The sequence below is a fragment of the Pseudomonas sp. 25 R 14 genome, assembly GCF_900004755.1.
Classification (GTDB): domain Bacteria; phylum Pseudomonadota; class Gammaproteobacteria; order Pseudomonadales; family Pseudomonadaceae; genus Aquipseudomonas; species Aquipseudomonas brenneri.
In genome coordinates this window covers 61,634-82,941 of sequence record NZ_CVTS01000065.1, presented here as the reverse complement: position 1 = coordinate 82,941, position 21,308 = coordinate 61,634, and the positions used below count along the sequence as shown (strand labels likewise).

The 21,308-nt window shown below is 60.8% G+C and carries 20 protein-coding genes; 10 read left to right on the top strand and 10 right to left on the bottom strand.

Annotation, left to right across the window (positions count from 1 at the left end):
• The first annotated feature begins 8 nt into the window (after window positions 1–8).
• The 4 genes from BFQ03_RS23685 (at window position 9) to BFQ03_RS23670 (ending at window position 2,593) form a co-directional block, all read left to right on the top strand.
• A complete protein-coding gene (locus BFQ03_RS23685) occupies window positions 9–662 on the top strand; it encodes a DsbA family oxidoreductase (RefSeq protein ID WP_065944151.1) in 654 nt (217 codons plus the stop codon).
• A 223-nt stretch (window positions 663–885) separates the two neighbouring features.
• Entirely contained in the window at window positions 886–1,806 is a 921-nt protein-coding gene (locus BFQ03_RS23680) for an arginase family protein (RefSeq protein ID WP_032859921.1), read from the top strand.
• Window positions 1,803–2,183: a DMT family transporter gene (locus BFQ03_RS23675; RefSeq protein ID WP_065944150.1), complete on the top strand. Its 381-nt coding sequence runs from the start codon at window positions 1,803–1,805 to the stop codon at window positions 2,181–2,183. Before BFQ03_RS23680 ends, BFQ03_RS23675 begins: the two co-directional genes overlap by 4 nt.
• Entirely contained in the window at window positions 2,180–2,593 is a 414-nt protein-coding gene (locus BFQ03_RS23670) for an EamA family transporter (RefSeq protein ID WP_029297410.1), read from the top strand. Before BFQ03_RS23675 ends, BFQ03_RS23670 begins: the two co-directional genes overlap by 4 nt.
• A 170-nt stretch (window positions 2,594–2,763) precedes the next feature.
• Here the strand turns inward: BFQ03_RS23670 and BFQ03_RS23665 are convergent, their stop codons facing one another.
• Window positions 2,764–3,528 carry a MipA/OmpV family protein gene (locus BFQ03_RS23665; RefSeq protein WP_065944251.1) on the bottom strand — a complete coding sequence of 255 codons (765 nt, stop codon included), beginning with the start codon at window positions 3,526–3,528 and terminating at the stop codon, window positions 2,764–2,766.
• 229 nt (window positions 3,529–3,757) lie between these two features.
• Here BFQ03_RS23665 and BFQ03_RS23660 point away from each other — a divergent pair, with 229 nt between their 5' ends.
• The 6 genes from BFQ03_RS23660 (at window position 3,758) to BFQ03_RS23635 (ending at window position 11,177) form a co-directional block, all read left to right on the top strand.
• A complete protein-coding gene (locus BFQ03_RS23660; protein WP_032859919.1) occupies window positions 3,758–4,456 on the top strand; it encodes an MtnX-like HAD-IB family phosphatase in 699 nt (232 codons plus the stop codon).
• Entirely contained in the window at window positions 4,449–5,843 is a 1,395-nt protein-coding gene (locus BFQ03_RS23655) for an aspartate aminotransferase family protein (protein ID WP_032859918.1), read from the top strand. Before BFQ03_RS23660 ends, BFQ03_RS23655 begins: the two co-directional genes overlap by 8 nt.
• Window positions 5,840–6,694, top strand: coding sequence for an alpha/beta hydrolase (locus tag BFQ03_RS23650; protein WP_032859917.1), 855 nt, complete (start codon window positions 5,840–5,842; stop codon window positions 6,692–6,694). The genes BFQ03_RS23655 and BFQ03_RS23650 overlap by 4 nt, the downstream gene beginning before the upstream one ends.
• Window positions 6,695–6,887: 193 nt before the next feature.
• Window positions 6,888–8,015: a GNAT family N-acetyltransferase gene (locus BFQ03_RS23645; protein WP_065944149.1), complete on the top strand. Its 1,128-nt coding sequence runs from the start codon at window positions 6,888–6,890 to the stop codon at window positions 8,013–8,015.
• Complete coding sequence (locus BFQ03_RS23640; protein WP_032859915.1) at window positions 8,012–9,790, top strand: sensor histidine kinase; 1,779 nt, start codon at window positions 8,012–8,014, stop codon at window positions 9,788–9,790. Before BFQ03_RS23645 ends, BFQ03_RS23640 begins: the two co-directional genes overlap by 4 nt.
• A complete protein-coding gene (locus BFQ03_RS23635) occupies window positions 9,780–11,177 on the top strand; it encodes a sigma-54-dependent transcriptional regulator (RefSeq protein WP_032859914.1) in 1,398 nt (465 codons plus the stop codon). The genes BFQ03_RS23640 and BFQ03_RS23635 overlap by 11 nt, the downstream gene beginning before the upstream one ends.
• Window positions 11,178–11,234: 57 nt before the next feature.
• On the opposite strand, the gene BFQ03_RS23630 is transcribed toward BFQ03_RS23635, so the two are convergent.
• From BFQ03_RS23630 to BFQ03_RS23590, 9 genes are all read right to left on the bottom strand, one after another.
• Complete coding sequence (locus BFQ03_RS23630) at window positions 11,235–11,573, bottom strand: GlpM family protein (protein WP_032859913.1); 339 nt, start codon at window positions 11,571–11,573, stop codon at window positions 11,235–11,237.
• A gap of 10 nt (window positions 11,574–11,583) precedes the next feature.
• Window positions 11,584–12,924: a two-component response regulator AauR gene (locus BFQ03_RS23625; protein WP_032859912.1), complete on the bottom strand. Its 1,341-nt coding sequence runs from the start codon at window positions 12,922–12,924 to the stop codon at window positions 11,584–11,586.
• Entirely contained in the window at window positions 12,921–14,822 is a 1,902-nt protein-coding gene (locus tag BFQ03_RS23620; protein WP_032859911.1) for a two-component sensor histidine kinase AauS, read from the bottom strand. The genes BFQ03_RS23625 and BFQ03_RS23620 overlap by 4 nt, the downstream gene beginning before the upstream one ends.
• A gap of 162 nt (window positions 14,823–14,984) precedes the next feature.
• Window positions 14,985–15,719 (bottom strand): amino acid ABC transporter ATP-binding protein, encoded by a 735-nt coding sequence (locus BFQ03_RS23615; protein ID WP_032859910.1) that lies wholly within the window; start codon window positions 15,717–15,719, stop codon window positions 14,985–14,987.
• Window positions 15,716–16,387 (bottom strand): amino acid ABC transporter permease, encoded by a 672-nt coding sequence (locus BFQ03_RS23610; protein WP_032859909.1) that lies wholly within the window; start codon window positions 16,385–16,387, stop codon window positions 15,716–15,718. The genes BFQ03_RS23615 and BFQ03_RS23610 overlap by 4 nt, the downstream gene beginning before the upstream one ends.
• Complete coding sequence (locus tag BFQ03_RS23605; protein ID WP_032859908.1) at window positions 16,387–17,133, bottom strand: amino acid ABC transporter permease; 747 nt, start codon at window positions 17,131–17,133, stop codon at window positions 16,387–16,389. The genes BFQ03_RS23610 and BFQ03_RS23605 overlap by 1 nt, the downstream gene beginning before the upstream one ends.
• A gap of 192 nt (window positions 17,134–17,325) precedes the next feature.
• Window positions 17,326–18,258, bottom strand: a complete 933-nt coding sequence (locus tag BFQ03_RS23600) for a glutamate/aspartate ABC transporter substrate-binding protein (protein WP_029295166.1) — start codon at window positions 18,256–18,258, stop codon at window positions 17,326–17,328.
• Between the two features lie 385 nt (window positions 18,259–18,643).
• Window positions 18,644–20,182 (bottom strand): glycerol-3-phosphate dehydrogenase, encoded by a 1,539-nt coding sequence (glpD, locus tag BFQ03_RS23595; protein ID WP_065942642.1) that lies wholly within the window; start codon window positions 20,180–20,182, stop codon window positions 18,644–18,646.
• 294 nt (window positions 20,183–20,476) lie between these two features.
• Window positions 20,477–21,232 (bottom strand): DeoR/GlpR family transcriptional regulator, encoded by a 756-nt coding sequence (locus BFQ03_RS23590; protein WP_032859906.1) that lies wholly within the window; start codon window positions 21,230–21,232, stop codon window positions 20,477–20,479.
• Between the last annotated feature and the right edge of the window lie 76 nt (window positions 21,233–21,308).

Below are 21,308 nucleotides of genomic sequence, written 5' to 3'. Positions count from 1 at the left end.
TTGCGTAAATGAGTACTTCCCTGAAAATCGATTTCGTCAGCGACGTGTCCTGCCCCTGGTGCATCATCGGCCTGCGCGGCCTGACCGAAGCCCTGGACCAGTTGGGCACCGAAGTGCAGGCCGAGATCCACTTCCAGCCCTTCGAACTGAACCCGAACATGCCCGCCGAAGGGCAGAACATCGTTGAGCACATCACCGAGAAATACGGCTCCACTGCCGAAGAATCCCAGGCCAACCGCGCCCGCATCCGCGACATGGGCGCCGCGCTGGGCTTTGCCTTTCGTACCGATGGCCAGAGCCGCATCTACAACACCTTCGACGCCCATCGCCTGCTGCATTGGGCCGGGCTTGAGGGCTTGCAGTACAACCTCAAGGAAGCGTTGTTCAAGGCTTACTTCAGCGATGGCCAGGACCCTTCCGATCACCCCACTTTGGCGATCATTGCCGAAAGCGTCGGGCTGGATCTCAAGCGTGCAGCCGAGATCTTGGCTTCGGACGAGTACACCGCCGAAGTCCGCGAGCAGGAACAACTGTGGGTCTCCCGTGGCGTGACCTCGGTGCCGACCATTGTGTTCAACGACCAGTACGCAGTCAGCGGCGGCCAGCCGGCTGAAGCGTTCGTCGGCGCAATCCGCCAGATCATCAACGAAGCCAAAAGCTAACAAACACCACCGACCAAATGTGGGAGCGGGCTTGCTCGCGAAGGCGGTATATCAGCTAAGTATTTTTTAACTGACCCACCGCCTTCGCGAGCAAGCCCGCTCCCACACAAGCCCGCTCCCACATTGGATCATTGTTGCCCCCCCCCCTGGCCCATCCCTTGCATTACCCCCTTAAAGCCCGGCCGGCGTGCGGTTGGGCGCTGCCAAGGGGTTAAACATTACCTTGAATATCCTCGATCTCGACCACAGCCTCACAGCCCAGGCGCCGATTGCCCTGCGCCTGGCCAACGGTCAGGCCACGCGTCTGGACCTGCTCGACCTGGGCCCGAAACTGCGCCTGTGGTCCACCGAAAAAACCTGGAAACACTTCGCCCAGCGCCTGGCCCAGCGGCCCCGGCCAAGTACGCTGCGCCCGGAAATCTTCTTCGTCGGCTCCGGCGACTATCACCACCTGACCCCGGCTTTTCTCGCCGAAGTGCAGGAACCGATCAGCCTGATCCACTTCGACAACCACCCCGACTGGGTGCGCCTGGCACCGCGCCGGCATTGCGGCTCGTGGGTCAACCAGGCGCTGAAGATGCCGGCGATCAAACGTATCGTCACCCTCGGCCCGTGCAGTGACGACCTGCACAACCCGCAACTGCGCGGTGGCAACCTGGGCGCCCTCAAGCGCGGGCATTTGCAGTTGTTTCCCTGGCAGCACCCACCGTCGAAAGTCTGGGGTCGGGTAGGGGATGGTGCCGGCCATGCGCAACAGGAAAACCACCTGCACTGGCGCAACCTGGCTGAGCTCGACTGGGCTGCATTCCTTGAGCAAATGATTGCCAGCCTGCCCACCGAGGCGGTGTGGATCACCATTGACAAGGACGTGCTGGCCAGCGAAGACGCCGCCACCAACTGGGACCAGGGCGGCATGCGCCTGACGCATCTGTTGCAAGCCCTGCGTGCGTTGGCGGCGAGCAAGCGGATCATCGGTATCGATGTGTGTGGCGAGTTTGCCCAGCCTGCGTTCAGCAACGCGTTCAAACGCTGGGAAGCCAAGTCCGACCAACCGCCGGCCGAGCGCTGGAGCGCGGACGATTTGCTGCGCAACGCGGCGACCAATGAGGCGTTGATCAACCTGTTCGAGGAGCTGTATCCGTGACCCTGACCGTAGTGGTGTTATTGGTCTTTTCCATCGTGCTCGATGTAATTGGCCAGTTGTGTTTCAAGCTGGGCGTGGACCGCTTGCCCGAGATCAATGGTGGTTTTCGCCTGAGTGCATTTTGGGGCCAGGTGCTCAATGCGCCGTTGCTCTGGGCGGGCATCGGCGCCTATGTGATTGAATTTTTCGTGTGGCTGGAGGCCTTGTCCCGTGCGCCGCTGAGCCTGTTGTTTCCGCTGGCGGCGCTGGCGTATTGCCTGGTGGTACTGGTGGGCAAAGTCGTACTGGGGGAAACCGTCAGCCGCCGTCGCTGGCTGGGCACCCTGGTGATTACGGCCGGCGTGATGCTGGTCGCTGTTGCGGGGACTCAAGCATGAACTCGGAAAATATCGCTATCCGTCCGGTGGGCTGGCTGCATGGTCGCCTGGGGACGCTGGTGTTGTGGGCGTTGTTGATCTTGACCGAAAGCGGCGGCCAGTTGTTTACCAAGGTGGCCGGCGATCAGTTGGGGCAGATGGATTTCAACTGGCAATGGCTGGCGGCGGTGGCGGTCAACCCGGGGATCCTCGCGGCCATCGCCTGTTATATCGGCGCGTTTTTTGTGTGGATGCTGATCCTGCGGCGCAGCAGCCTGTCCCTGGCCTTCCCCCTGAGTTCGCTGGTGTTTGTGGTGGTGCTGCTCGGCTCATGGCTGGGCCTGGGCGAGCACATCAGCTTTCTGCACTGGGTGGGCGTGGTGGTGATCATTGGCGGGATCGCGCTGCTGGCAGAGGGCGAAGAAAACTGAGCGCAGACTGGAATGCTGGACAAATGTGGGAGCTGGCTTGTGTGGGAGCTGGCTTGCCTGCGATAGCATCACCGCGGTTTAACTGATGCACCGAGGCGCCTGCATCGCAGGCAAGCCAGCTCCCACACAAGCCAGCTTGCACATTTTGATGGGTATTGGGCTTTGGACAATCAATCGAAGGTATAGCTGATCGCCGTCTGCACCTGTCCCTGGTTCACCTCGCCGGTCTGGCGCACGATGCTGCTATCGGCCGCCGAGCCTGTCAGGTGTACCCAACTGGCACTGGCCAGCAGCGACCACTTGGGCGCCAGCGGGATCTGCAGGCTCTGGGTCAATGTCAGGTTCTGGAACCCGCCGCTGGCGTTGTACGGACGAATCCCCGAGGCCTGCGCCTCATGCTCATCGACCCCGAAAAACGTCTGGGTCTGGCTCTCGTCGGCAAAGTGCGCCACCAGCCCCGTGCTGCCAATGACCCCGCCGCCCAGCGGATAACCCAGTTCGCCGCCGAGCTTGCCGAGTACGCCGCTCTGTTCGTGAGCGCCGCCAACACTGCGCCCCAGTTGCGCATAGACCCGCCAGAAGTCGGCCGGTGCGTACTGGATAAACCCGCCGATCTCGGCCATGTCCGACACGTCCCGCAAGCCCCGTAGCGGACCATTGGCCGTACGTCCCGCCAGGTAGTTGAGGTAGGGGCCAGCGCTGAAACCATTGTGGTTGAGCGCACTCCAGGTCAGACCGTCGTCGGTATCCAGGCTGACATTGCCCCAGTCCAGGTCGAAGTAGGGCACCGGTACCGTGTGATAGCGGCTGCCAGTGGGTTCCCGGGCTTGGTAGCTGGCGCCAAGGCCGACCTCACCGCTAATGCCTTCAGCCAGCGCCGAGCCCGCCCAGAGGCCAAGCACACCGGCGAACAGCGCCGAACTCATCCTGCACATCATGTTATTGCCCTCTCGAAAACATACGCGCATGAACGCGTAGGCGCGGGGCGTGTGCAAGCACTCATGTTGTTTGTAGCGACCTACAAAAATTGTAGCTTCGGTGCTGCGTTTATTTCCCATACATGCCCGCGAGCCCCAGCCCCGCTGGGTTTTGTCCACTTGGCACAGTCCCTGCTCTATCCCTGTCAACGGCGCATCAGCGCGCTAGCATCCAAGGTAAACGCAGATGAATGACTGGCATATCGTGTGTGACTTCGATGGGACCATCACACCCACCGATGTCATCGACAACGTTCTCCAACGCTTCGCAGGCCCCGAATGGGAAACCATCGAGCAGCAATGGCTGGACGGCCATATCGGTTCGCGTGAATGCCTGAGCCGCCAGTTGGCGCTGATCAAGGCGACGCCGGCCGAACTGCTGGCGTACTTCGACACGGTCGAGATCGACCCGGACTTCCCGGACTTCGTCGACCATGTGCTCGGCCTCGGTGCTTCCCTGGAAGTGGTCAGCGACGGCATCGAACAAGGCATCGCGCGGATCCTTTCGCGCAACTACGTGACCCTGCTACCGATCATCGCCAACCGCTTGCGCCAGGTTGATCAGAACAGCTGGCGCATCGACTTCCCGCACACCAGCGACGCCTGTCGCGCGGCCTCGGGCAACTGCAAATGCAAGTCCACCCCGCGCAACAAGCGGGTGCTGGTGATCGGCGACGGCAAGTCCGACATGTGTGTGTCGGCCACCGCCGACTTCGTCTTCGCCAAAGGCAGCCTGGCGCAGTACTGCCAGGCCCACGACATCCCTCATATGCGCTTCGACAGCTTTGCCGAACTGCCTGCATTACTGGCCCAACTGCCCCAGGGCATGGCCGCCAACGCCACTCACTTTACGTCTGACACTCAGGAACTCTTTCATCATGTCTGATATCCGCATCGCTACCGCCGAAGACCAGGTTCTGCTGGATAAAGAAGCCAAATACTGCTCCTACGGCGACACCGTCCACTACATCGACCCACCGCGCATCTTCAGCCGTTGCGAAGGCTCCTACGTCTGGGACACCGAAGACCAGGCCTACCTCGACCTGCAAATGTGGTACTCGGCGGTCAACTTTGGCTACGCCAACCCGCGCCTGAACAATGCGCTGAAACAGCAGATCGACACCCTGCCGCAAATCGCCAGCCAGTACCTGCACAAGGGCAAGATCGAGCTGTCGGAAATGATCGCGGTGGACGCCAAGAAGAAATTCGGCCTCGATGGCCGTGTGCACTTCAACGTCGGCGGTTCGCAGTCCATCGAGGACTCGCTGAAAGTGGTGCGTAACGCCTGCAACGGCAAGAGCCTGATGTTCGCCTTTGAAGGCGGCTACCACGGGCGCACCCTTGGCGCGTCGTCGATTACCTCCAGCTACCGCTACCGTCGTCGCTATGGCCACTTTGGCGAGCGTGCCAACTTCATCCCGTTCCCGTACCACTTCCGTGGGCCAAAGGGCATGACCAAGGAAGAATACGGCAGCCACTGCGTGCAGCAATTCGCGCGCTTGTTCGAGACCGAATACAACGGTGTGTGGGACCCGAAGGTCGGCCAGAGCGAATACGCAGCCTTCTACGTCGAGCCGATCCAGGGCACCGGCGGCTACGTGATCCCGCCGATGAACTTCTATAGCGAACTCAAGCAAGTACTCGACCAGCACGGCATCCTGATGGTGGTCGATGAAATCCAGATGGGCTTCTGGCGCACCGGCAAGTTGTGGTCGATCGAGCACTTCGATGTGCAACCGGACGTGATCGTGTTCGGTAAAGCCCTGACCAACGGCCTCAACCCATTGGGCGGCATCTGGGCCAAGGAAGAGCTGATCAACCCGAAACTGTTCCCGCCGGGTTCCACTCACTCCACCTTCGCCTCCAACCCGTTGGGCACCGCGGTGGGCCTGGAAATGTTCAAGATGACCAGCGAAGTCGACTACGGCGCGATGGTCATGGCCAAGGGCAAATACTTTCTCGAAGGCCTGCAGGACCTGCAAAAGCGCTTCCCGATCATCGGCGATGTGGATGGCCTGGGCCTGGCCCTGCGCTGCGAAATCTGCGGGCCGGACGGTTTCACCCCAGACAAGGCAGCCCTGGACTACATGGTTGAGGAAGGCATGAAAGGCGACATGCTGGTGGACGGTCAGAAACTGGGCCTGATCCTCGACGTGGGCGGCTACTACAAGAACGTGATCACCCTGGCGCCGTCCCTGGAAATCAGCTACCCGGAAATCGACCTGGGCTTGAAGCTGCTGGAGCAACTGCTGACCCGAGCGATGAAGCGGTGAACCTGGCCGATATCGATCTCGGCGAAGGCAACGCCGGCTTCGTTCTCGGCAACGGTCCGGTCGGGGTCCTGTTGATCCACGGCCTGACCGGCACCCCGACCGAGTTGCGTCGGGTGGCCCAGGGCCTGGTCAAGGCGGGCAATTGCACGGTGTACGTGCCGACCCTGGCCGGGCACTGCGGGGGCAACGACGACCTGCAGGCCACCGGCTGGCGCGATTGGTACGAGGGCGTGCGCAAGACTTTTGTCGGGGTGCAGCAGCGCCATGCGCAGGTGTTCGTCGGTGGCTTGTCCATGGGCGCGGTGATGTCGATGTACCTGGCTTCGGAATTTCCGGGCCAGATCGCCGGGTTGCTGATGTACTCCACGACCCTCAAGTACGACGGCTGGAGCATCAACAAAATGGCGTTCATCACGCCGTTGCTGATCCGCATCCCGTTCGGCGTGCGCCTGTTCCGCTTTACCGAGAAGCCGCCCTACGGCATCAAGAACGAACGCCTGCGGGCCATCGTCGAGCGGCAGATGAAAGAAGGCGAGAGCAGCGAGGCCGGGCTGTTGACCATGGAAGGCGTCACCGTGCGCGAGTTGCACTGGATGAACGCCGTGGTGAAAAAACGCATGCCGTCGATCAAGACCCCGGCGTTGGTGCTGCACTCCATCGAGGACGACATCACCAGCCGCTGGAATGCCGACTACGTGGAGCGCCACCTCGGCGGCCCGGTGACCAAGATCCTGTTGGACAACTGCTATCACATGATCACCGTCGACCTGCAATACCGCCGGGTGATCGAGTTGAGTGCCGACTTCATCGAGCAGCACACCACCCCTGTGGACGAATACCGCCGGGCTTGACCCCGCCCCCTGTAGGAGCGGGCTTGCCCGCGAAAAACCTGAGAGCGACGCTGGGTGTCAGGTTTTTCGCGTTATCGTTAACGTTTTTCGCGAGCAAGCTCGCTCCTACAGCGCACCCTCTGTAGGCGTCGGTTTGCCGGCGATGGACGCATGTGGCCCGGTTTACGCGGTGTTTTTAGATTAAGGAAACGCTGTGATCAGCACTAAAGCCTATTCAACCATCCAAGCCATCGACCGCAGTGCCTGGAACGACTGCTTTCCCCTGGCATTGGAAGATTGGGACTACTACGTCGCCGTGGAAAACGCCGCCATCGACGATTTCCAATGGCGCTATCTGGCCCTCTACGAAAACGGGCAACTGCTGGCCGTCGCGCCGGCGTTCATCACCCATTACCGCCTCGACACCACCGTCTCGGGCATTGGCAAACGCTTCACCCAACGCCTGGAACGCTGGTGGCCCGGTGCATTGCGCCTGGGCCTGTACGCCATCGGTTCGCCAGTGGCCGAGCAATGCCATGCCGGTGTCGCCAGCCATGTGCCGGCTGCACGACGTGCTGCCCTGCTGGCGCAACTGCTGGCCGCTGCGCGCCGGGATGCCGATGCATTCGGCATCGGCCTGCTGGCGGTCAAGGATGCTCCGACCCGGGATCAGGACTGGGCCGATAGTTGCAAGGCCGCCGGCCTGCACAGCATGCCGAGCTTGCCTACTGGGCTACTGCCGCTGCCCTACGGCTCGGTGGATGCCTACCTGGGTTCCCTGGGAAAATCCACGCGCAAGGATTTGCGGCGCAAGCTGCGCGCGTCGGGCCCGCGGGTGGAGTGGCGGCGCAATGTCGATGACGTATTGCCCCAGATCATGCGTCTCTACGAAGCGACCCTGGCCCGTGCCGACCTGCAGTTCGAACGTTTGCCCGCCGGTTATTTCAGCCAGGTGCTCGCCCAGCTTGATCAACGGGCGCTGTGTGTACTTTACTGGGTGGACGAGCAACTGGTGGCGTTCAACCTGGTCCTGCTCGACCAGCACCGGCTGATCGACAAGTTCTTTGCCCACGACCTGGCCCACAGCCGCGAACACAACCTGTACTTTCGCAGTTGGCTGACCAACGTCGACTACTGCATCGAGCACAAAATTGCGTTGTATGAGTGCGGGCAGGCCGGTTATGCCAGTAAGCTGCGCCTGGGTTGTGAGTTCGCCGGCAATACGCTGTTCTTCCAGCACCGCAACCGCCTGCTCGACACCCTGCTCAAAGTGGTAAAAGTGTTTATTCGCCCGGATCGATCCGACCCTGCCATGGCTGCTGCAATAAGCGAAACCCGATGATTGCCAAAACCCGCCAGAAAGCCCGCCCGTTTGCCATTTCCCGCTGGAGCCTGCAGCGCAAGCTGGTGTTGGCGTTCTGGCTGGTGACGGTGATCCCGACGATGATTGCCGCTGAACTGGCGGCCACCACCTTGTCGCAGATTTTCGACAGTAACGTGCGCATCTGGCTGCAAGAATCGACCCGTATCGTCAAGGACGAAGTCAGCGACATCCTGCACGACAACGCCCGCGTGGCGCAGATCTTCCTGCGTTATGTGCGTCCGCCTTCCACCCATGAAGCGATGCGTCATGACCGTTTGATCGCAGACATTGCCAGCGCCACAGATATTGACGTGGTCACGCTGATTCGCAGCAGTGACAGCAAAGTGATGTTCAGCACTGTGGGCGATGATGTGGTGAAACAAATCAGCCTCGCACCCAATGCTGTATTGCAAACCGTGCAGGTCGGCGGCGTGGCCACCGGGGCCGTGATTTCCTCGTTCGAGACCAGTCAGGATGGCGTCGATTATGAACTGCTGGTGGGCACGTACCTGGACAGCAGCTTCCTCACCAGTGTCGCCGAGGTGCACTCCCTGGACTTGCGCCTGTACCTGGCCAATACCGACGGTTTCTCGGAGATTTTCTCGACCCAGCGCTTTGAAGACCACCCGACCCGCGTGCCCAAATCCGTCGAAACCCTGCTGCGCAGCACCAAGCAGCCTAGCGAGCAATTCACCAGCAACTACAGTGGCCTGTACTGGCCGATCTTCAATGACACCGGCGAGTTGCAGGGTGTGATCTTCAGCGGCCTGCTGCGCCACACCAGCCTGGTGGGGCTGGTGAACCAGAGCAATCTGTTCGTGCTGATCTTCCTGCTCAGTTCCGCCTTGTCCCTGGGGGCCGGCGTGCTGGTCTCCCGGCACCTGACCCGGCCGCTGCGTGAGTTGTCCCAGGGCGTGAGTGCGGTGATCAGCGGCAACTACCAACACCGCGTGGCCGTCACCGGCGGCGACGAGCTGGCGCAACTGAGCAGCACCTTCAACCATATGACCGAGCGCCTGGGCGAGTTGCATCACCTCGAAGCCCAACTGCGTCGGCGCGACCGCCTGCATGCCCTGGGCGAAGTGGCGATGGGCCTGGCCCATGAAATCCGCAACCCACTGGGCATTATCAAGACCGCGACGCAACTGCTGCACCGCCGCACGGACCTGCCGGAGACTGACAAGCGCCACCTGGAATACGTGGTCAGCGAAGTCAGCCGGATCAATGACCTGATCACTGACTTTCTCGACTTCGCCAAACCCAGCGAGCCACTGCGCAGCCAGCAACTGGCGCGGCCGCTGGTGGAAGAGATCCTGGGGTTCTGCGCGCCGGAGCTGGCGAGCCACGCCATCGACGCGCACCTCGACGACCAGGCGCCTGGCGCGACTCTCTATGTGGACGCCAAGCAATTCAAGCAGGCGTGCCTGAATCTGATTCTCAACGCCATCGACGCCATGCCCCAGGGCGGGCGCCTGACGTTAAGCATCAGCCGCGTCGATCAATCCACGGTGATCAGTGTCAGCGACAGCGGGCAGGGCATTCCGGCAGAGATGATCGAGCGGATCTTTACCCCCTTCGTCACCACCAAGGCCTCGGGCACGGGCCTTGGCCTGGCGAAAGTCTATTCGATCATGGAAAGTCACGACGGCCGCATCGAATGCACCAGTGAGAAGGATGCCGGCGCGACCTTCAGCCTGTACATTCCGGCCAACGGTGAAGATGACGGCGACGACGAGGACAGTCATGACGCATAACATATTGGTGGTCGACGACGAGCCCAAACTCTGCGATTTGCTGGCGTCGGCCCTGAGCCAGAACGATATCCAGGTGTTTATCGCCGGCAATGGCCTGCATGCCCTCAAGGTGTTGGAGCAGGAAGATATCGACCTGGTGATCAGCGACTGGCGCATGCCCGGCATGGACGGCCCGCAGCTCCTGGCTGAGATCAAGGTGCGTTACCCGCAGTTGCCAGTGATCGTGATGACGGCCTACAGCACAGTGAAGAATGCCGTACAGTCGATGCGCAACGGTGCCTACGACTACATTGCCAAGCCCTTCGACATCGACGAGCTGGACATCACCGTGGCCAAGGCCTTGCAGTTTCGCGACATCATGCGCGACAACGCACGGTTGCGTGCCGAGCTCGACGAGCATGCGCAATTCGACAGTCTGGTGGGCGACAGTCCGGCGTTCCGGCGAGTGCTGCAGGCGGTGGATTCGGTACGCGAAAGCAACGCGACCATTCTACTGACCGGTGAAAGCGGCACCGGCAAGGAAATGGTCGCCCGCGCCATTCACAAACATGGCAACCGTGCCGACAAACCCTTTGTGGCGGTCAACTGCGCCGCGATCCCCGAAGGTTTGCTGGAAAGCGAGATGTTTGGCCATCGCAAGGGCGCCTTTACCGGCGCCGTGGCCGACCGGGTAGGGCGTTTCATGCAGGCCGACAAGGGCACGCTGTTTCTCGATGAAGTGGGCGATATGCCCCTGGCGTTGCAGGCCAAGATCCTGCGCGCCTTGCAGGAGCGGGTGATCGAGCCGGTGGGCGATCCCCGCGAGCGTAAAGTCGATGTGCGAGTGATCGCCGCGACCAATAAGAACCTGCTGGACGCGGTGGCGAACAAGGAGTTTCGCGAAGACCTTTACTATCGCCTCAACGTCTTCCCGATCCCGTTGCCGGCGTTGCGCGAGCGCGTCGAAGACATCGCCCCGCTGGCCCGGCACTTTGCCCGCAGCCTGAGCGCCAATGCCGGTAAACGCATCACGGGCTTCAGCGCCGACGCCTTGCAGGCCATGGCCGCCTACAACTGGCCGGGCAATATCCGCGAGCTGCAAAACTGTGTGGAGCGCGCGACCATCGTGGCAGCCAGCCCGGTGATTGAAGATATCGACTTGCCAGCCTATCTGTTCGCGTCCCAACCGACGGCGGGCGATGTGACGACGATCCTCAGTGAAGGCCCGGGCGTGCCCCAGGACCTGGATGCGGCGTTGGCAGAGGTGGAGAAGGCGTACATTCTGGCGGCGTTGCAAGAGAGCAATGGCGTGCAGGCGGCAGCGGCGACGAGGATCGGGATCTCCGAGCGCAGCTTCTGGTATCGCCTGAAAAAGCTCGGGATCCAGATCGACAAGATCGTGCGCTGAAACACTGATCAAAATGTGGGAGCGGGCTTGCCCGCTCCCACATTTGATTGAGGTGAATCAGGCGTGGATGCGTACCCAGACGCTGACCAGCACCGTCGCCGCCATCAGCCAGGCTACTGCGGCGACTGCCAGCGAGGCCTCCAGGCGCATGCGGTCGACCATCACATACAACGTCGCCAGGTACACAAAGTACGGAATGATCGACCACATGCCGAACACAATGGTGGTCTTCAGGTCGTCCACCGAGCGGCCCTTGCCGACGATGTAGTGGGCAATCAGCGCGAAGGTTGGAAACAGTGGCACCAGCCCGGCAATGTAGTAATTCTTGGTCTTGGCCAGCATCGCCAGGATCAACACCACGGCTGCACCCAGGGCAGCCTTGAAGACTAAGTCCATGTGCGACTCCTTAGTGGCTCAGGCCGTATTTCTTGACCTTGTCGAACAAGGTGGTCTTGGCCATGCCCAGTTCCAGGCTGGCCTGGGTCAGGTTGCCGCCGCTGCGTTGCAGGGCGTCGCTGAGCAGGTTACGTTCAAAGGCTTCCACTGCCTCGGTAAAGGCCAGGCCATGGTTGCCGGCACTGGTGCCGCTTTTCTTGAAGGCCGGCAGGCCCAGGGCAAACCGTTCGGCGACGTTGCGTAGTTCACGCACGTTGCCGGGCCAGTCGTGGCTCATCAGGCTGGACAGGGTCTGGTTGTCCAGCTCTGGCGCGATGCGGTCGAAACGCAGGGACGATTGCTGCAGGAAGTGTTCGAACAGTTGCAGGATGTCTTCACGGCGCTCGCGCAGCGGCGGCAGCTCCAGGGTCACCACGTTCAGGCGGTAGTACAAGTCGCTGCGGAACTGGCTGGCACGGCTCAACTCGTCGAGGTCGGACTTGGTGGCGGCGATCACCCGGCAATCCACCGCCACGCTCTGGTTCGAGCCCAGGCGCTCCAGGGTGCGCTCCTGCAGGACCCGCAGCAGTTTGATCTGCAGGTTCATCGGCATGCTTTCCACTTCGTCGAGGAACAGCGTGCCTTCATGGGCATGTTCGATCTTGCCGATACGCCGTTTGCCGGCACCGGTGAAGGCGTTGGCTTCGTGACCGAAAATCTCGCTTTCAAACAGGTTTTCCGGCAGGCCGCCGCAGTTCAGGGCGACGAACTGGTGGGCATGGCGGCGGCTGAAGTCGTGCAGGCAGCGGGCGACCAGTTCCTTGCCGGTGCCGGTCTCGCCTTCGATCAGCACGTTGGCCGAGGTGTCGGCGACGTTGGCGATCAATTCGCGCAGGTTCTGCATCGCCGGCGAGCGGCCGATGATCCGGCCTTCCAACGAGTCACGCTCGGCCAGTTGCCGGCGCAGCGCCCAGACTTCGCGGGCCAGGCCGCGCTGTTCGAGGGCGCGGCGCACCACGTCCACCAGGCGCTCCGGAGAAAAAGGTTTCTCCATGAAGTCATAGGCGCCATTGCGCATCGCACCCACGGCCATGGATATATCGCCATGGCCGGTGATCAGCACCACCGGCAGGCTTTTATCCAGGGCCTTGAGGCGGGTCAACAGCTCCAGGCCGTCGATGCCGGGCAGGCGGATATCACTGATCACAATGCCGGCGAAATTTTCGCCGACGCGCTTGAGGGCCTCTTCGGCACTGGCCACGCCGACGCTGGGGATGTCTTCCAGGGCGAGGGCTTGCTGGCAGCCGAGCAACACATGGGGATCGTCTTCGACGATCAGCACGGTGAGTTCGGTGTTGGGTTGGCTGTTCATGTCGATTCGCCGGGTTGATGGCCTGCCAGGGGCAGGCTCAGGACAAAGGCTGTACCACCAACGGCCGGATGTTCGACGGCCAGGTTGCCGCCGGTGGCCGCCGCAAGGCTGGCCGACAGGGTCAGGCCCAGGCCCAACCCTTGCTCGCCGGGTTTGGTGGTGAAAAAAGGTTCGAACAGATGCTTGCGGGTTTCGGGGGCGATGCCATGCCCGTTATCGCGCACCCGCAGGCGGTATTTGCCGTCGCTGATCTCACTTTCCAGCCACAGCTCGGGAGCGGGCTGGGCATGCATCGCATCCAGGGCGTTGCCGATCAGGTTGACCAGGATTTGTTCCAGGCGGGTCTGGTCGATCTGCAACATGGCCTGGCTGAAGCCGCGGTGTACGGTCAGTGGCAGGCTGTCGAGGCGGCTGCCCAGGACCTGGAACGCCGCGTCCACGGCCTTGCCCAGGCTGGCCTCGCCCTGATCGTCACCGCGCCGGGCAAACGAGCGCAGGCTGGCGGTGATGCGGCCCATGCGGTCGATCAGTTCGTTGATGGTCTTGAGGTTGGTGCTGGCGGTCTCCAGTGCCCCGCGCTCCAGGAAGCGCACGGTATTGCCGGACAAGGTGCGCAGGGCGGCCAGGGGCTGGTTCAGTTCATGGGCGATGCTGGTGGACATCTGGCCAATGGCCGCTAACTTGCCGGCCTGGACCAACTCGTCCTGGGCACGGCGCAGGGTCTCTTCGGCCTGGCGTCGTTCGCGGATCTGCGCCTTGAGCCGTTCGTTGCTGGCACGCAGGTCAGTGGTGCGTTCGGCGATCCGCCGTTCCAACTGGTTATTGGCTTCCTGCAAGGCTTCGCGGGCGGCCAGGCGCGTGGCGATGACCTTGCGCCGCTCATTCCAGGCAATCAGCAGGAACGCCACCAGGGCAAAGGCCACCGCGACGAGGATGCCCTGGTTGATCGCGGCCTGGCGCAGGTCGTTGAGCGGGGTGAGCAGGGTGAAGTTCCACGGTGTGTCGTTCAGCGGCCGGGTCTGGGCCAGGTAGGTGACTTCCTGCTCGTCGGCCACCACTTCACTGTTGGCCGGGAAAGTCAGTTTTTCGCTGCCTGCAGTAAGGTGTTCACGGGCCAGGGGTTGCAGTTCGTTGAGGGTCGCCCAGTAATATTGCAGGCTGCGGGCCAGGCGCTCCTTGGTGTCGTCGCTCAGTGGGCGCACGGCCTTGAGCCGGCGTGCCGGGTCGCTGGAGAGGATGATGATGCCGTTCTCATCGCTGACAAAGGCTTCCAGGCGCGCGCGCTGCCAGCGTTCTTCCAGCGCTTCCAGGCGCACCTTGACCACTGCGACACCAATGATCTTGCCGCGCTCCTCAAGGCCATGGGCCAGGTAGTAGCCGGGTTCGCCATTGGTGCTGCCGATCCCATAGAATCGGCCCGGCTGGCCACGCACGGCATTCTGGAAATAGGCGCGGAACGACAGGTCTTCCCCCAGGTAACTGTCGACATCGCGCCAGTTACTGGTGGCCATTACCCGGCCGGTGGTGTCCATCACATAAATGGCCCGACTGCGGCTGCGCCGGTTCAGGCCTTCGAGGTATTCGTTGACCGTTTGCCGGTGTTCCGGGCTCGGGTCGGCCAGCAGTTTGGAGACGCTGGATTCCAGTTCCAGCAGGCTGGGCAGGTAGGTGTACTTGCTGATCTCACTCTCGACCGTGCGCGCATGCAACTCCAATTGGCGCTCGCCGTTCTCGCCCAGGGTGCGAATCCCGTAGTGTTCGCTGGTCCAGAAGCCGATAAAGCCCAGGCCGATCATCAACAGGATGATCAGGGGCGGCAGGAACAACTGGCGAATCAGACGAGGCTTCACGGCAAGGGATGGCGGCGCGGCGCGATAGAGGGTGGGGTCGCATTTCATCACAGATGCCTTGGGTCAGCTACAGCTTGCCTGCTCCTTGTAGGAGCGAGCTTGCTCGCGAAAAACGCCAACGATGACGCGTGCATCCTGAATGAACGCGGTGCCCTTGAGTTTTTCGCGAGCAAGCTCGCTCCTACAGCAGAGGAGCGAGTTGCGGCTTTTTTAGTGCTGCAGGATTTTTTCGAGGAAGTGCTGCGCACGTTCGGAACGGGCGCTGATATCACCGAAGAACTCCTCTTTGGGGCAGTCTTCGATGATCTTGCCGGCGTCCATGAAGATCACGCGGTCGGCCACTTTACGGGCGAAGCCCATTTCGTGGGTCACGCACATCATGGTCATGCCTTCCTGGGCCAGTTGCACCATCACGTCCAGTACTTCGTTGACCATTTCCGGGTCCAGGGCCGAGGTCGGTTCGTCGAACAGCATGACGATCGGGTCCATGGCCAGTGCACGGGCAATCGCCACGCGCTGCTGCTGGCCGCCGGACAGTTGGCCCGGGTGCTTGTCCTTGTGCGCCGACAGACCCACACGTTCCAGCAATTGCAGGCCTTTCTTCTTGGCCTCTTCTTCGCTGCGACCCAACACTTTCACCTGCGCGACGGTCAGGTTCTTGATGATGGTCATGTGCGGGAACAGTTCGAAGTGCTGGAACACCATACCGACGCGCGAGCGCAGTTTTGGCAGGTTGGTCTTCGGGTCGGCAATCGAGGTGCCGTCGACCACAACGTCACCTTTCTGGAACGGTTCCAGGGCGTTGACGCACTTGATCAGGGTGGATTTGCCCGAGCCGGACGGCCCGCACACCACGATCACTTCGCCTTTTTTGACATCAGTGCTGCAATCGGTCAGCACCTGGAAGTCGCCATACCACTTGTTGATATTCTTGATAGAGATCATACGGCAAACCTTTTTTGCAGACGCTTGACCAGCAGCGAGGCGGCAAAGCTGATGATGAAGTAGACGACACCGGCGAAGATCAGGAACTCATTGGAACGCCCGATGATGTCGCCATTGGCGCGCGAAGCATTGAGGAAGTCCACCAGGCCCACGGTGTAGACCAGCGAGGTGTCCTGGAACAGGATGATGCTCTGCTGCAACAGCAGCGGGGTCATCTTGCGGAACGCCTGGGGCAGGATGATCAGGCGCATGGTCTGGCCGTAGGTCATGCCCATCGCTTGTGCTGCAGCCATCTGGCCCTTGGGGATCGACTGTACGCCGGCCCGCACGATTTCGCAGAAGTACGCCGCCTCGAACATCATGAACGCTACGACGCAGGAGGTGAATGCACCGATTGGCGTGTCTTCGCCGGTGATCCAGCGCAATACGAACGGCACCGCCAGGTAGAACCAGGTGATCACCAGCAGCAGCGGGATCGAGCGGAAGTAGTTCACATAGGCGCCAGCCACGCGCGACAGCAGTTTGCTGGAGGACAGGCGCATCAACGCCAGGATGGTGCCGAGGATGATGCCGCCGACCACGCCCATGACCATCAGCTTCAAGGTCATGACCATGCCGTTCCACAGGCCGGGGATGGCCGGGATAATGCCGCTGAAATCGAATTCCATTATTTACCCCCCACGGAAATCAGGCCGGGCACTGCGACTTTCTTCTCGACCAGGCGCATCAGCAGCATCAGGCTCATGTTCAGGGTGAAGTAGATCAGCGTGGCCAGGGTGAAGGCTTCGAACAGGTTGGCCGAGAATTCGGCGGTCTGCTTGGTTTGCGCCAACAGTTCCATCAGGCCGATCAAGGACGCCACGGAGGAGTTCTTGAAGACGTTGAGGAACTCCGAGGTAAGCGGCGGAATGATGATCCGGTAGGCCTGGGGCAGCAGCACGTTCCAGTAGATCTGCGACAGGCTGAAGCCCATGGCGCGCGCGGCGGCTTCCTGGCCACGGGGCAGCGCCTGGATGCCGGTACGCACTTGTTCACATACGCGGGCGGCGGTGAACAGGCCCAGGCACACGACAACGCTCAGGTAGGCCGAGGTGGTCGGGTTCAAGTCTTGTTTGTACCAGTCCTGCAGGTTCTGCGGCAGCAGGTCGGGTACCAGGAAGTACCAGATGAACAGCTGAACCAGCAGTGGCACGTTACGAAAAAGTTCTACATAGCAGGTCGCGATGCCGGCCACGAGGCGGTTAGGCATCGTACGCATCACGCCTAGCATCGAGCCCAGCAGCAAGGCGACGATCCAGGCCACGATGGCGATGGCGATGGTCCAGCCCAAACCGGAGATGAACCAGTCGAGATAGGTCTCGCTGCCCACGCCGGTGGACTTGAAGAATACGCCCCAGTCCCAGTTGTAATTCATTAGGGTCTCCCCCGAAATCGATCGATGTACAAGCACCCGCTTGGGGAAAATCCATTCCCGCCTGACGGTGAACGTCAGGCACACGCGATCGGCTCGGAAACCGCCAGGTCGAGTGTTCCAAATAATGCCAGCAGGTAGTAACAGGCACCTGAGGGAGGGTTGGCTCCCTCAGGGGATAAGGTTAGTTCGGAATCAGGACTTTTTTTCAGCCGTTTTGTCGTCAGCCGCTTTGTCAGTCGGGTTGGCGATCAGGGCCTTGAGTTCGTCGCTCATCGGGAACATCAGGTTCAGGCCTTTTGGTGGGATCGGCGAGCTGAACCACTTGGTGTAGATGTTGTTGATTTCGCCGGACTTGTAGGTAGCGACGATGGCGTCATCCACAGCCTTCTTGAACGGGGCATCGCCTTTGCGAACCATGCAGCCGTAGATTTCGAAGGATTGTGGGGTGCCGGTCACGGCCCAGTCGGTTGGCTTCTTGGCCTTGGCCATTTCACCGGCCAGCAGTGCGTCGTCCATCATGAAGGCAACGGCACGGCCGCTTTCCAGCATCTGGAAGGATTCACCGTGGTCCTTGGCGGAGATGACGTTCATGCCCATTTGCTTGTCAGCGTTCATGGACTTGAGGATGCGCTCGGAGGTGGTACCGGCGGTGGTTACGACGTTCTTGCCCTTGAGGTCAGCGAAATCCTTGTAGGTCGAGTCCTTTTTGGACAGCAGACGGGTACCGATTTCGAAGATGCCGACGGAGAAGTCGACTTGCTGCTGACGCTCGACGTTGTTGGTGGTGGAACCACATTCAACGTCCACGGTGCCGTTCTGCACCAGCGGGATACGGGTTTGCGAGGTGACCAGGTTGTATTTGACCTTCAGCTCGCCTTCTTTCATGCCGAGGTCTTTCTCGACAGCCTTGACGATGGCCAGTTGAATGTCGTGGGAGTAGCCCACTGGCTTGCCCGAGCCGTCTGCGATGTAGGAGAACGGGATGGAGGCGTCGCGGTGGCCCAGGGTGATGGTGCCCGACTCTTTGATTTTCTTCAGGGTGCCGGTGAGCTCAGCGGCAAAAACTGGAGTGCTAATCAGAGCGGCAGCGATAGCTGCGCCCAAAATATGGGGAACGATACGCATCAATACTTCCTCGACATTTGTTTTTTTTATGAAGCCTGGACGGCTCTTTCGATACAGCGAATGCCTGTGACGGCTCCTGAAGCATCTCAGGCAAACACGTACCAAGTGTAGAGCATGAGTCGTGCCAGACCGTTAATAAAAGTCTAACTATATGATTTATATGGTTATTAACTTTATGTGACGCTGTTTAATCGATGTTTAAGTCCGGCAAACCGAATCGGCGACAGCAGCGTGTTCGGAAAACCGAATCCATAGGTGTTGGCTTACCGTCGATTGTCATCAGTCAGTCCGCCATCGCAGGCAAGCCAGCTCCCACATTGATCGCATTTCACATTAAGACGGCCATAAAAAACCCCTGGACCTTCCGGTGCAGGGGCTTCGTTAATCAGGCCGCTTCGATCTTGCTGCGGTTCTGCTCGACCTTGATCAGGTAGCGCTGCAGGTTCTCCTGCTCTTCGGGGGTGGTGAACAGCCCGAGTTTGGTGCGGCGCCACAGGATGTCGTAGGCCTGGGTCGCCCATTCCTCGGCGCACAGGTAGTCGACTTCCCGGGTGTAGAGGCCACCGCCCAGGTGCTCACCCATGTCTTCCAGCGATTGCACGCCTTCAAGCAGGCGCCAGGTGCGGCTGCCATAGGTCGTCGACCAGCGCCGGGCGATTTCGCTGGGGATCCACTCGAACTTGCTGCGAATATCCGTGGCCAGGGCTTCTGGTGTGGTCATGTCTTCGCCGCCGGGCAGGCTGGCCTTGGCGGTCCAGCTTGGCTTGATATGTGGGAAGTACGGGGCCAGTTGCGCCAGTGCCGATTCGGCCAATTTGCGGTAGGTGGTCAGCTTGCCGCCGAACACCGACAGGATCGGCGCTTCTTCGCCCGTGCCCGACAGCGCCAGGGTGTAGTCGCGGGTAATGGCCGACGGGTTGTCGGATTCGTCGTTGCACAGCGGGCGCACGCCGGAATAGGTGTGCACGATGTCGTCGCGGCTCAACTGCTGCTTGAAGTGGGCATTGACCACATTGAGCATGTAGTCCGTTTCACCTTCGGTAATCGCCACTTTTGCCGGATCGCCGGTGTACTCACGGTCGGTGGTACCGATGATGGTCAGGTGATTGAGGTACGGAATGGTGAAGACGATGCGCCCGTCTTCGTTCTGCAGGATGTGCGCGTGGGCACCTTCGTACAGTTTCGGCACGATCAGGTGGCTGCCCTGGATCAGGCGGATGCCGTAGGGCGAATCCAGCTTCAGGTCATCCTTGATGAACTTGGCTACCCACGGGCCGGCAGCGTTCACCAGCGCCTTGGCGCGGATCGAGAACAGGCTGCCATCGGCACGTTCCAGGTGCAGATGCCACAGGCCCTTGCTGCGACGGGCGCTGACGCAACGGGTCTGGGTGTGGATATGTGCACCTTTTTCCCGGGCTGCCATGGCATTGAGCACTACCAGGCGCGCGTCATCCACCCAGCAGTCGGAGTATTCGAAGCCTTTGGTGATTGTGCTTTTCAGCGGGCTGTCGGCGCCGAACTTCAGGCTTTTGGAGCCGGCGAGTTTTTCGCGTTTGCCGAGGTGGTCATACAGGAACAGGCCGGCGCGAATCATCCAGGCCGGGCGCAGGTGCGGGCGATGGGGCAGCACAAAGCGCATCTGCTTGACGATGTGCGGGGCCTTGGCCAGCAGCACTTCGCGCTCTGCCAGGGCTTCGCGCACCAGGCGGAATTCGTAATGTTCAAGATAGCGCAGGCCGCCGTGGATCAGCTTGCTGCTGGCGGACGAAGTGTGGCTGGCCAGGTCGTCCTTTTCGCAAAGGAAAACCGACAGGTCGCGACCGGCCGCGTCTGCCGCGATGCCCACGCCATTGATCCCACCGCCAATAACGGCGACGTCATAGACTTCGGCTAGGGGTGGAGCAGGCAAGGTAGAAAGGGGCATCGGCGGGCCTCACGATGTATTTTTAATATTGGAATTCGAACATTAATGTTCATTTGCGAAAATGGTAGCTCATAAACGCAGGCGCAGCCAGTCGACTTCGATTGAAAAAACTCATCGAAGGGCCGAAAAAGGAAAATTTGTGAACATTGAGCCGGGTGCTGGCTCAAGAGAGTTGTTGCCCTACAGGCAGCCATCGCGGGCAAGCCCGCTCCCACAGTTGGAATGCGATCAACCTGTGGGAGCGGGCTTGCCCGCGATGACGGTGGTCCAGGCGCCAGAGATCTCAGGGATAGATCAGACGACTTCCAGGCGAATCTTATGCTGATTGAGCAACTGCACCAGCGCCGGCACCGGCGGCTGATCGGTGACCAGGCAATCAATCAAACTGATCGGCCCCAGGCGAATCATGGCATTGCGCCCGAATTTGCTGGAGTCCGCCGCCAGGATCACCTTGCGCGCATTGGCAATGATCGCCTGGGAAACCCGCACTTCCTGGTAGTCGAAGTCCAGCAGGCTGCCGTCCTCATCAATGCCGCTGATACCTACCAGGGCAAAGTCGACCTTGAACTGGTTGATGAAGTCCACGCTGGCCTGGCCTACCACACCGCCGTCACGGCGCACATTGCCGCCGGTCAGCAGCACATCGAAGTCGTCCTTGGCGCTGAGCATCATGGCGACGTTGAGGTTGTTGGTGATGATTTTCAGGTGGCTGTGGTTGAGCAGCGCCCGGGCGATGGATTCGGTGGTGGTGCCGATATTGATGAACAGCGAGGCGTGATCGGGGATCTGTGCGGCAATGGCTTCGCCGATACGCTGTTTTTCATCGCGCATCTGGTCGGCACGCATGGCGTACTCGGTGTTTTCGACACTGGAGTCATAGGCCGCGCCGCCGTGGTAGCGCCGTAGCAGGTTGGCATCTGCCAGTTGATTGATATCGCGGCGGATGGTTTGCGGGGTGACAACGAACAGCTGCGCCATTTCCTCGATGCTGACGTAGCCGCGTTCGCGGACCAGTTCGAGGATTTGCTGCTGACGGGGAGGCAGATTCATGGGGCGTCCTTTGGGCTGCCGTACAAAAAAGTGGCCCATGATGACGCAGGAATCTGCTCCCTGCCAGTTACAACCC

What these genes read in the sequence shown, in the direction of transcription:
- BFQ03_RS23685 (WP_065944151.1), top strand. Translation starts at nt 9, where the DNA reads ATGAGTACTTCCCTGAAAATCGATTTCGTCAGCGACGTGTCCTGCCCC.
- BFQ03_RS23670 (WP_029297410.1), top strand. Translation starts at nt 2,180, where the DNA reads ATGAACTCGGAAAATATCGCTATCCGTCCGGTGGGCTGGCTGCATGGT.
- BFQ03_RS23665 (WP_065944251.1), bottom strand. Translation starts at nt 3,528, where the DNA reads ATGTGCAGGATGAGTTCGGCGCTGTTCGCCGGTGTGCTTGGCCTCTGG.
- BFQ03_RS23660 (WP_032859919.1), top strand. Translation starts at nt 3,758, where the DNA reads ATGAATGACTGGCATATCGTGTGTGACTTCGATGGGACCATCACACCC.
- BFQ03_RS23655 (WP_032859918.1), top strand. Translation starts at nt 4,449, where the DNA reads ATGTCTGATATCCGCATCGCTACCGCCGAAGACCAGGTTCTGCTGGAT.
- BFQ03_RS23640 (WP_032859915.1), top strand. Translation starts at nt 8,012, where the DNA reads ATGATTGCCAAAACCCGCCAGAAAGCCCGCCCGTTTGCCATTTCCCGC.
- BFQ03_RS23635 (WP_032859914.1), top strand. Translation starts at nt 9,780, where the DNA reads ATGACGCATAACATATTGGTGGTCGACGACGAGCCCAAACTCTGCGAT.
- BFQ03_RS23630 (WP_032859913.1), bottom strand. Translation starts at nt 11,573, where the DNA reads ATGGACTTAGTCTTCAAGGCTGCCCTGGGTGCAGCCGTGGTGTTGATC.
- BFQ03_RS23625 (WP_032859912.1), bottom strand. Translation starts at nt 12,924, where the DNA reads ATGAACAGCCAACCCAACACCGAACTCACCGTGCTGATCGTCGAAGAC.
- BFQ03_RS23620 (WP_032859911.1), bottom strand. Translation starts at nt 14,822, where the DNA reads ATGAAATGCGACCCCACCCTCTATCGCGCCGCGCCGCCATCCCTTGCC.
- BFQ03_RS23615 (WP_032859910.1), bottom strand. Translation starts at nt 15,719, where the DNA reads ATGATCTCTATCAAGAATATCAACAAGTGGTATGGCGACTTCCAGGTG.
- BFQ03_RS23610 (WP_032859909.1), bottom strand. Translation starts at nt 16,387, where the DNA reads ATGGAATTCGATTTCAGCGGCATTATCCCGGCCATCCCCGGCCTGTGG.
- BFQ03_RS23605 (WP_032859908.1), bottom strand. Translation starts at nt 17,133, where the DNA reads ATGAATTACAACTGGGACTGGGGCGTATTCTTCAAGTCCACCGGCGTG.
- BFQ03_RS23600 (WP_029295166.1), bottom strand. Translation starts at nt 18,258, where the DNA reads ATGCGTATCGTTCCCCATATTTTGGGCGCAGCTATCGCTGCCGCTCTG.
- glpD (WP_065942642.1), bottom strand. Translation starts at nt 20,182, where the DNA reads ATGCCCCTTTCTACCTTGCCTGCTCCACCCCTAGCCGAAGTCTATGAC.
- BFQ03_RS23590 (WP_032859906.1), bottom strand. Translation starts at nt 21,232, where the DNA reads ATGAATCTGCCTCCCCGTCAGCAGCAAATCCTCGAACTGGTCCGCGAA.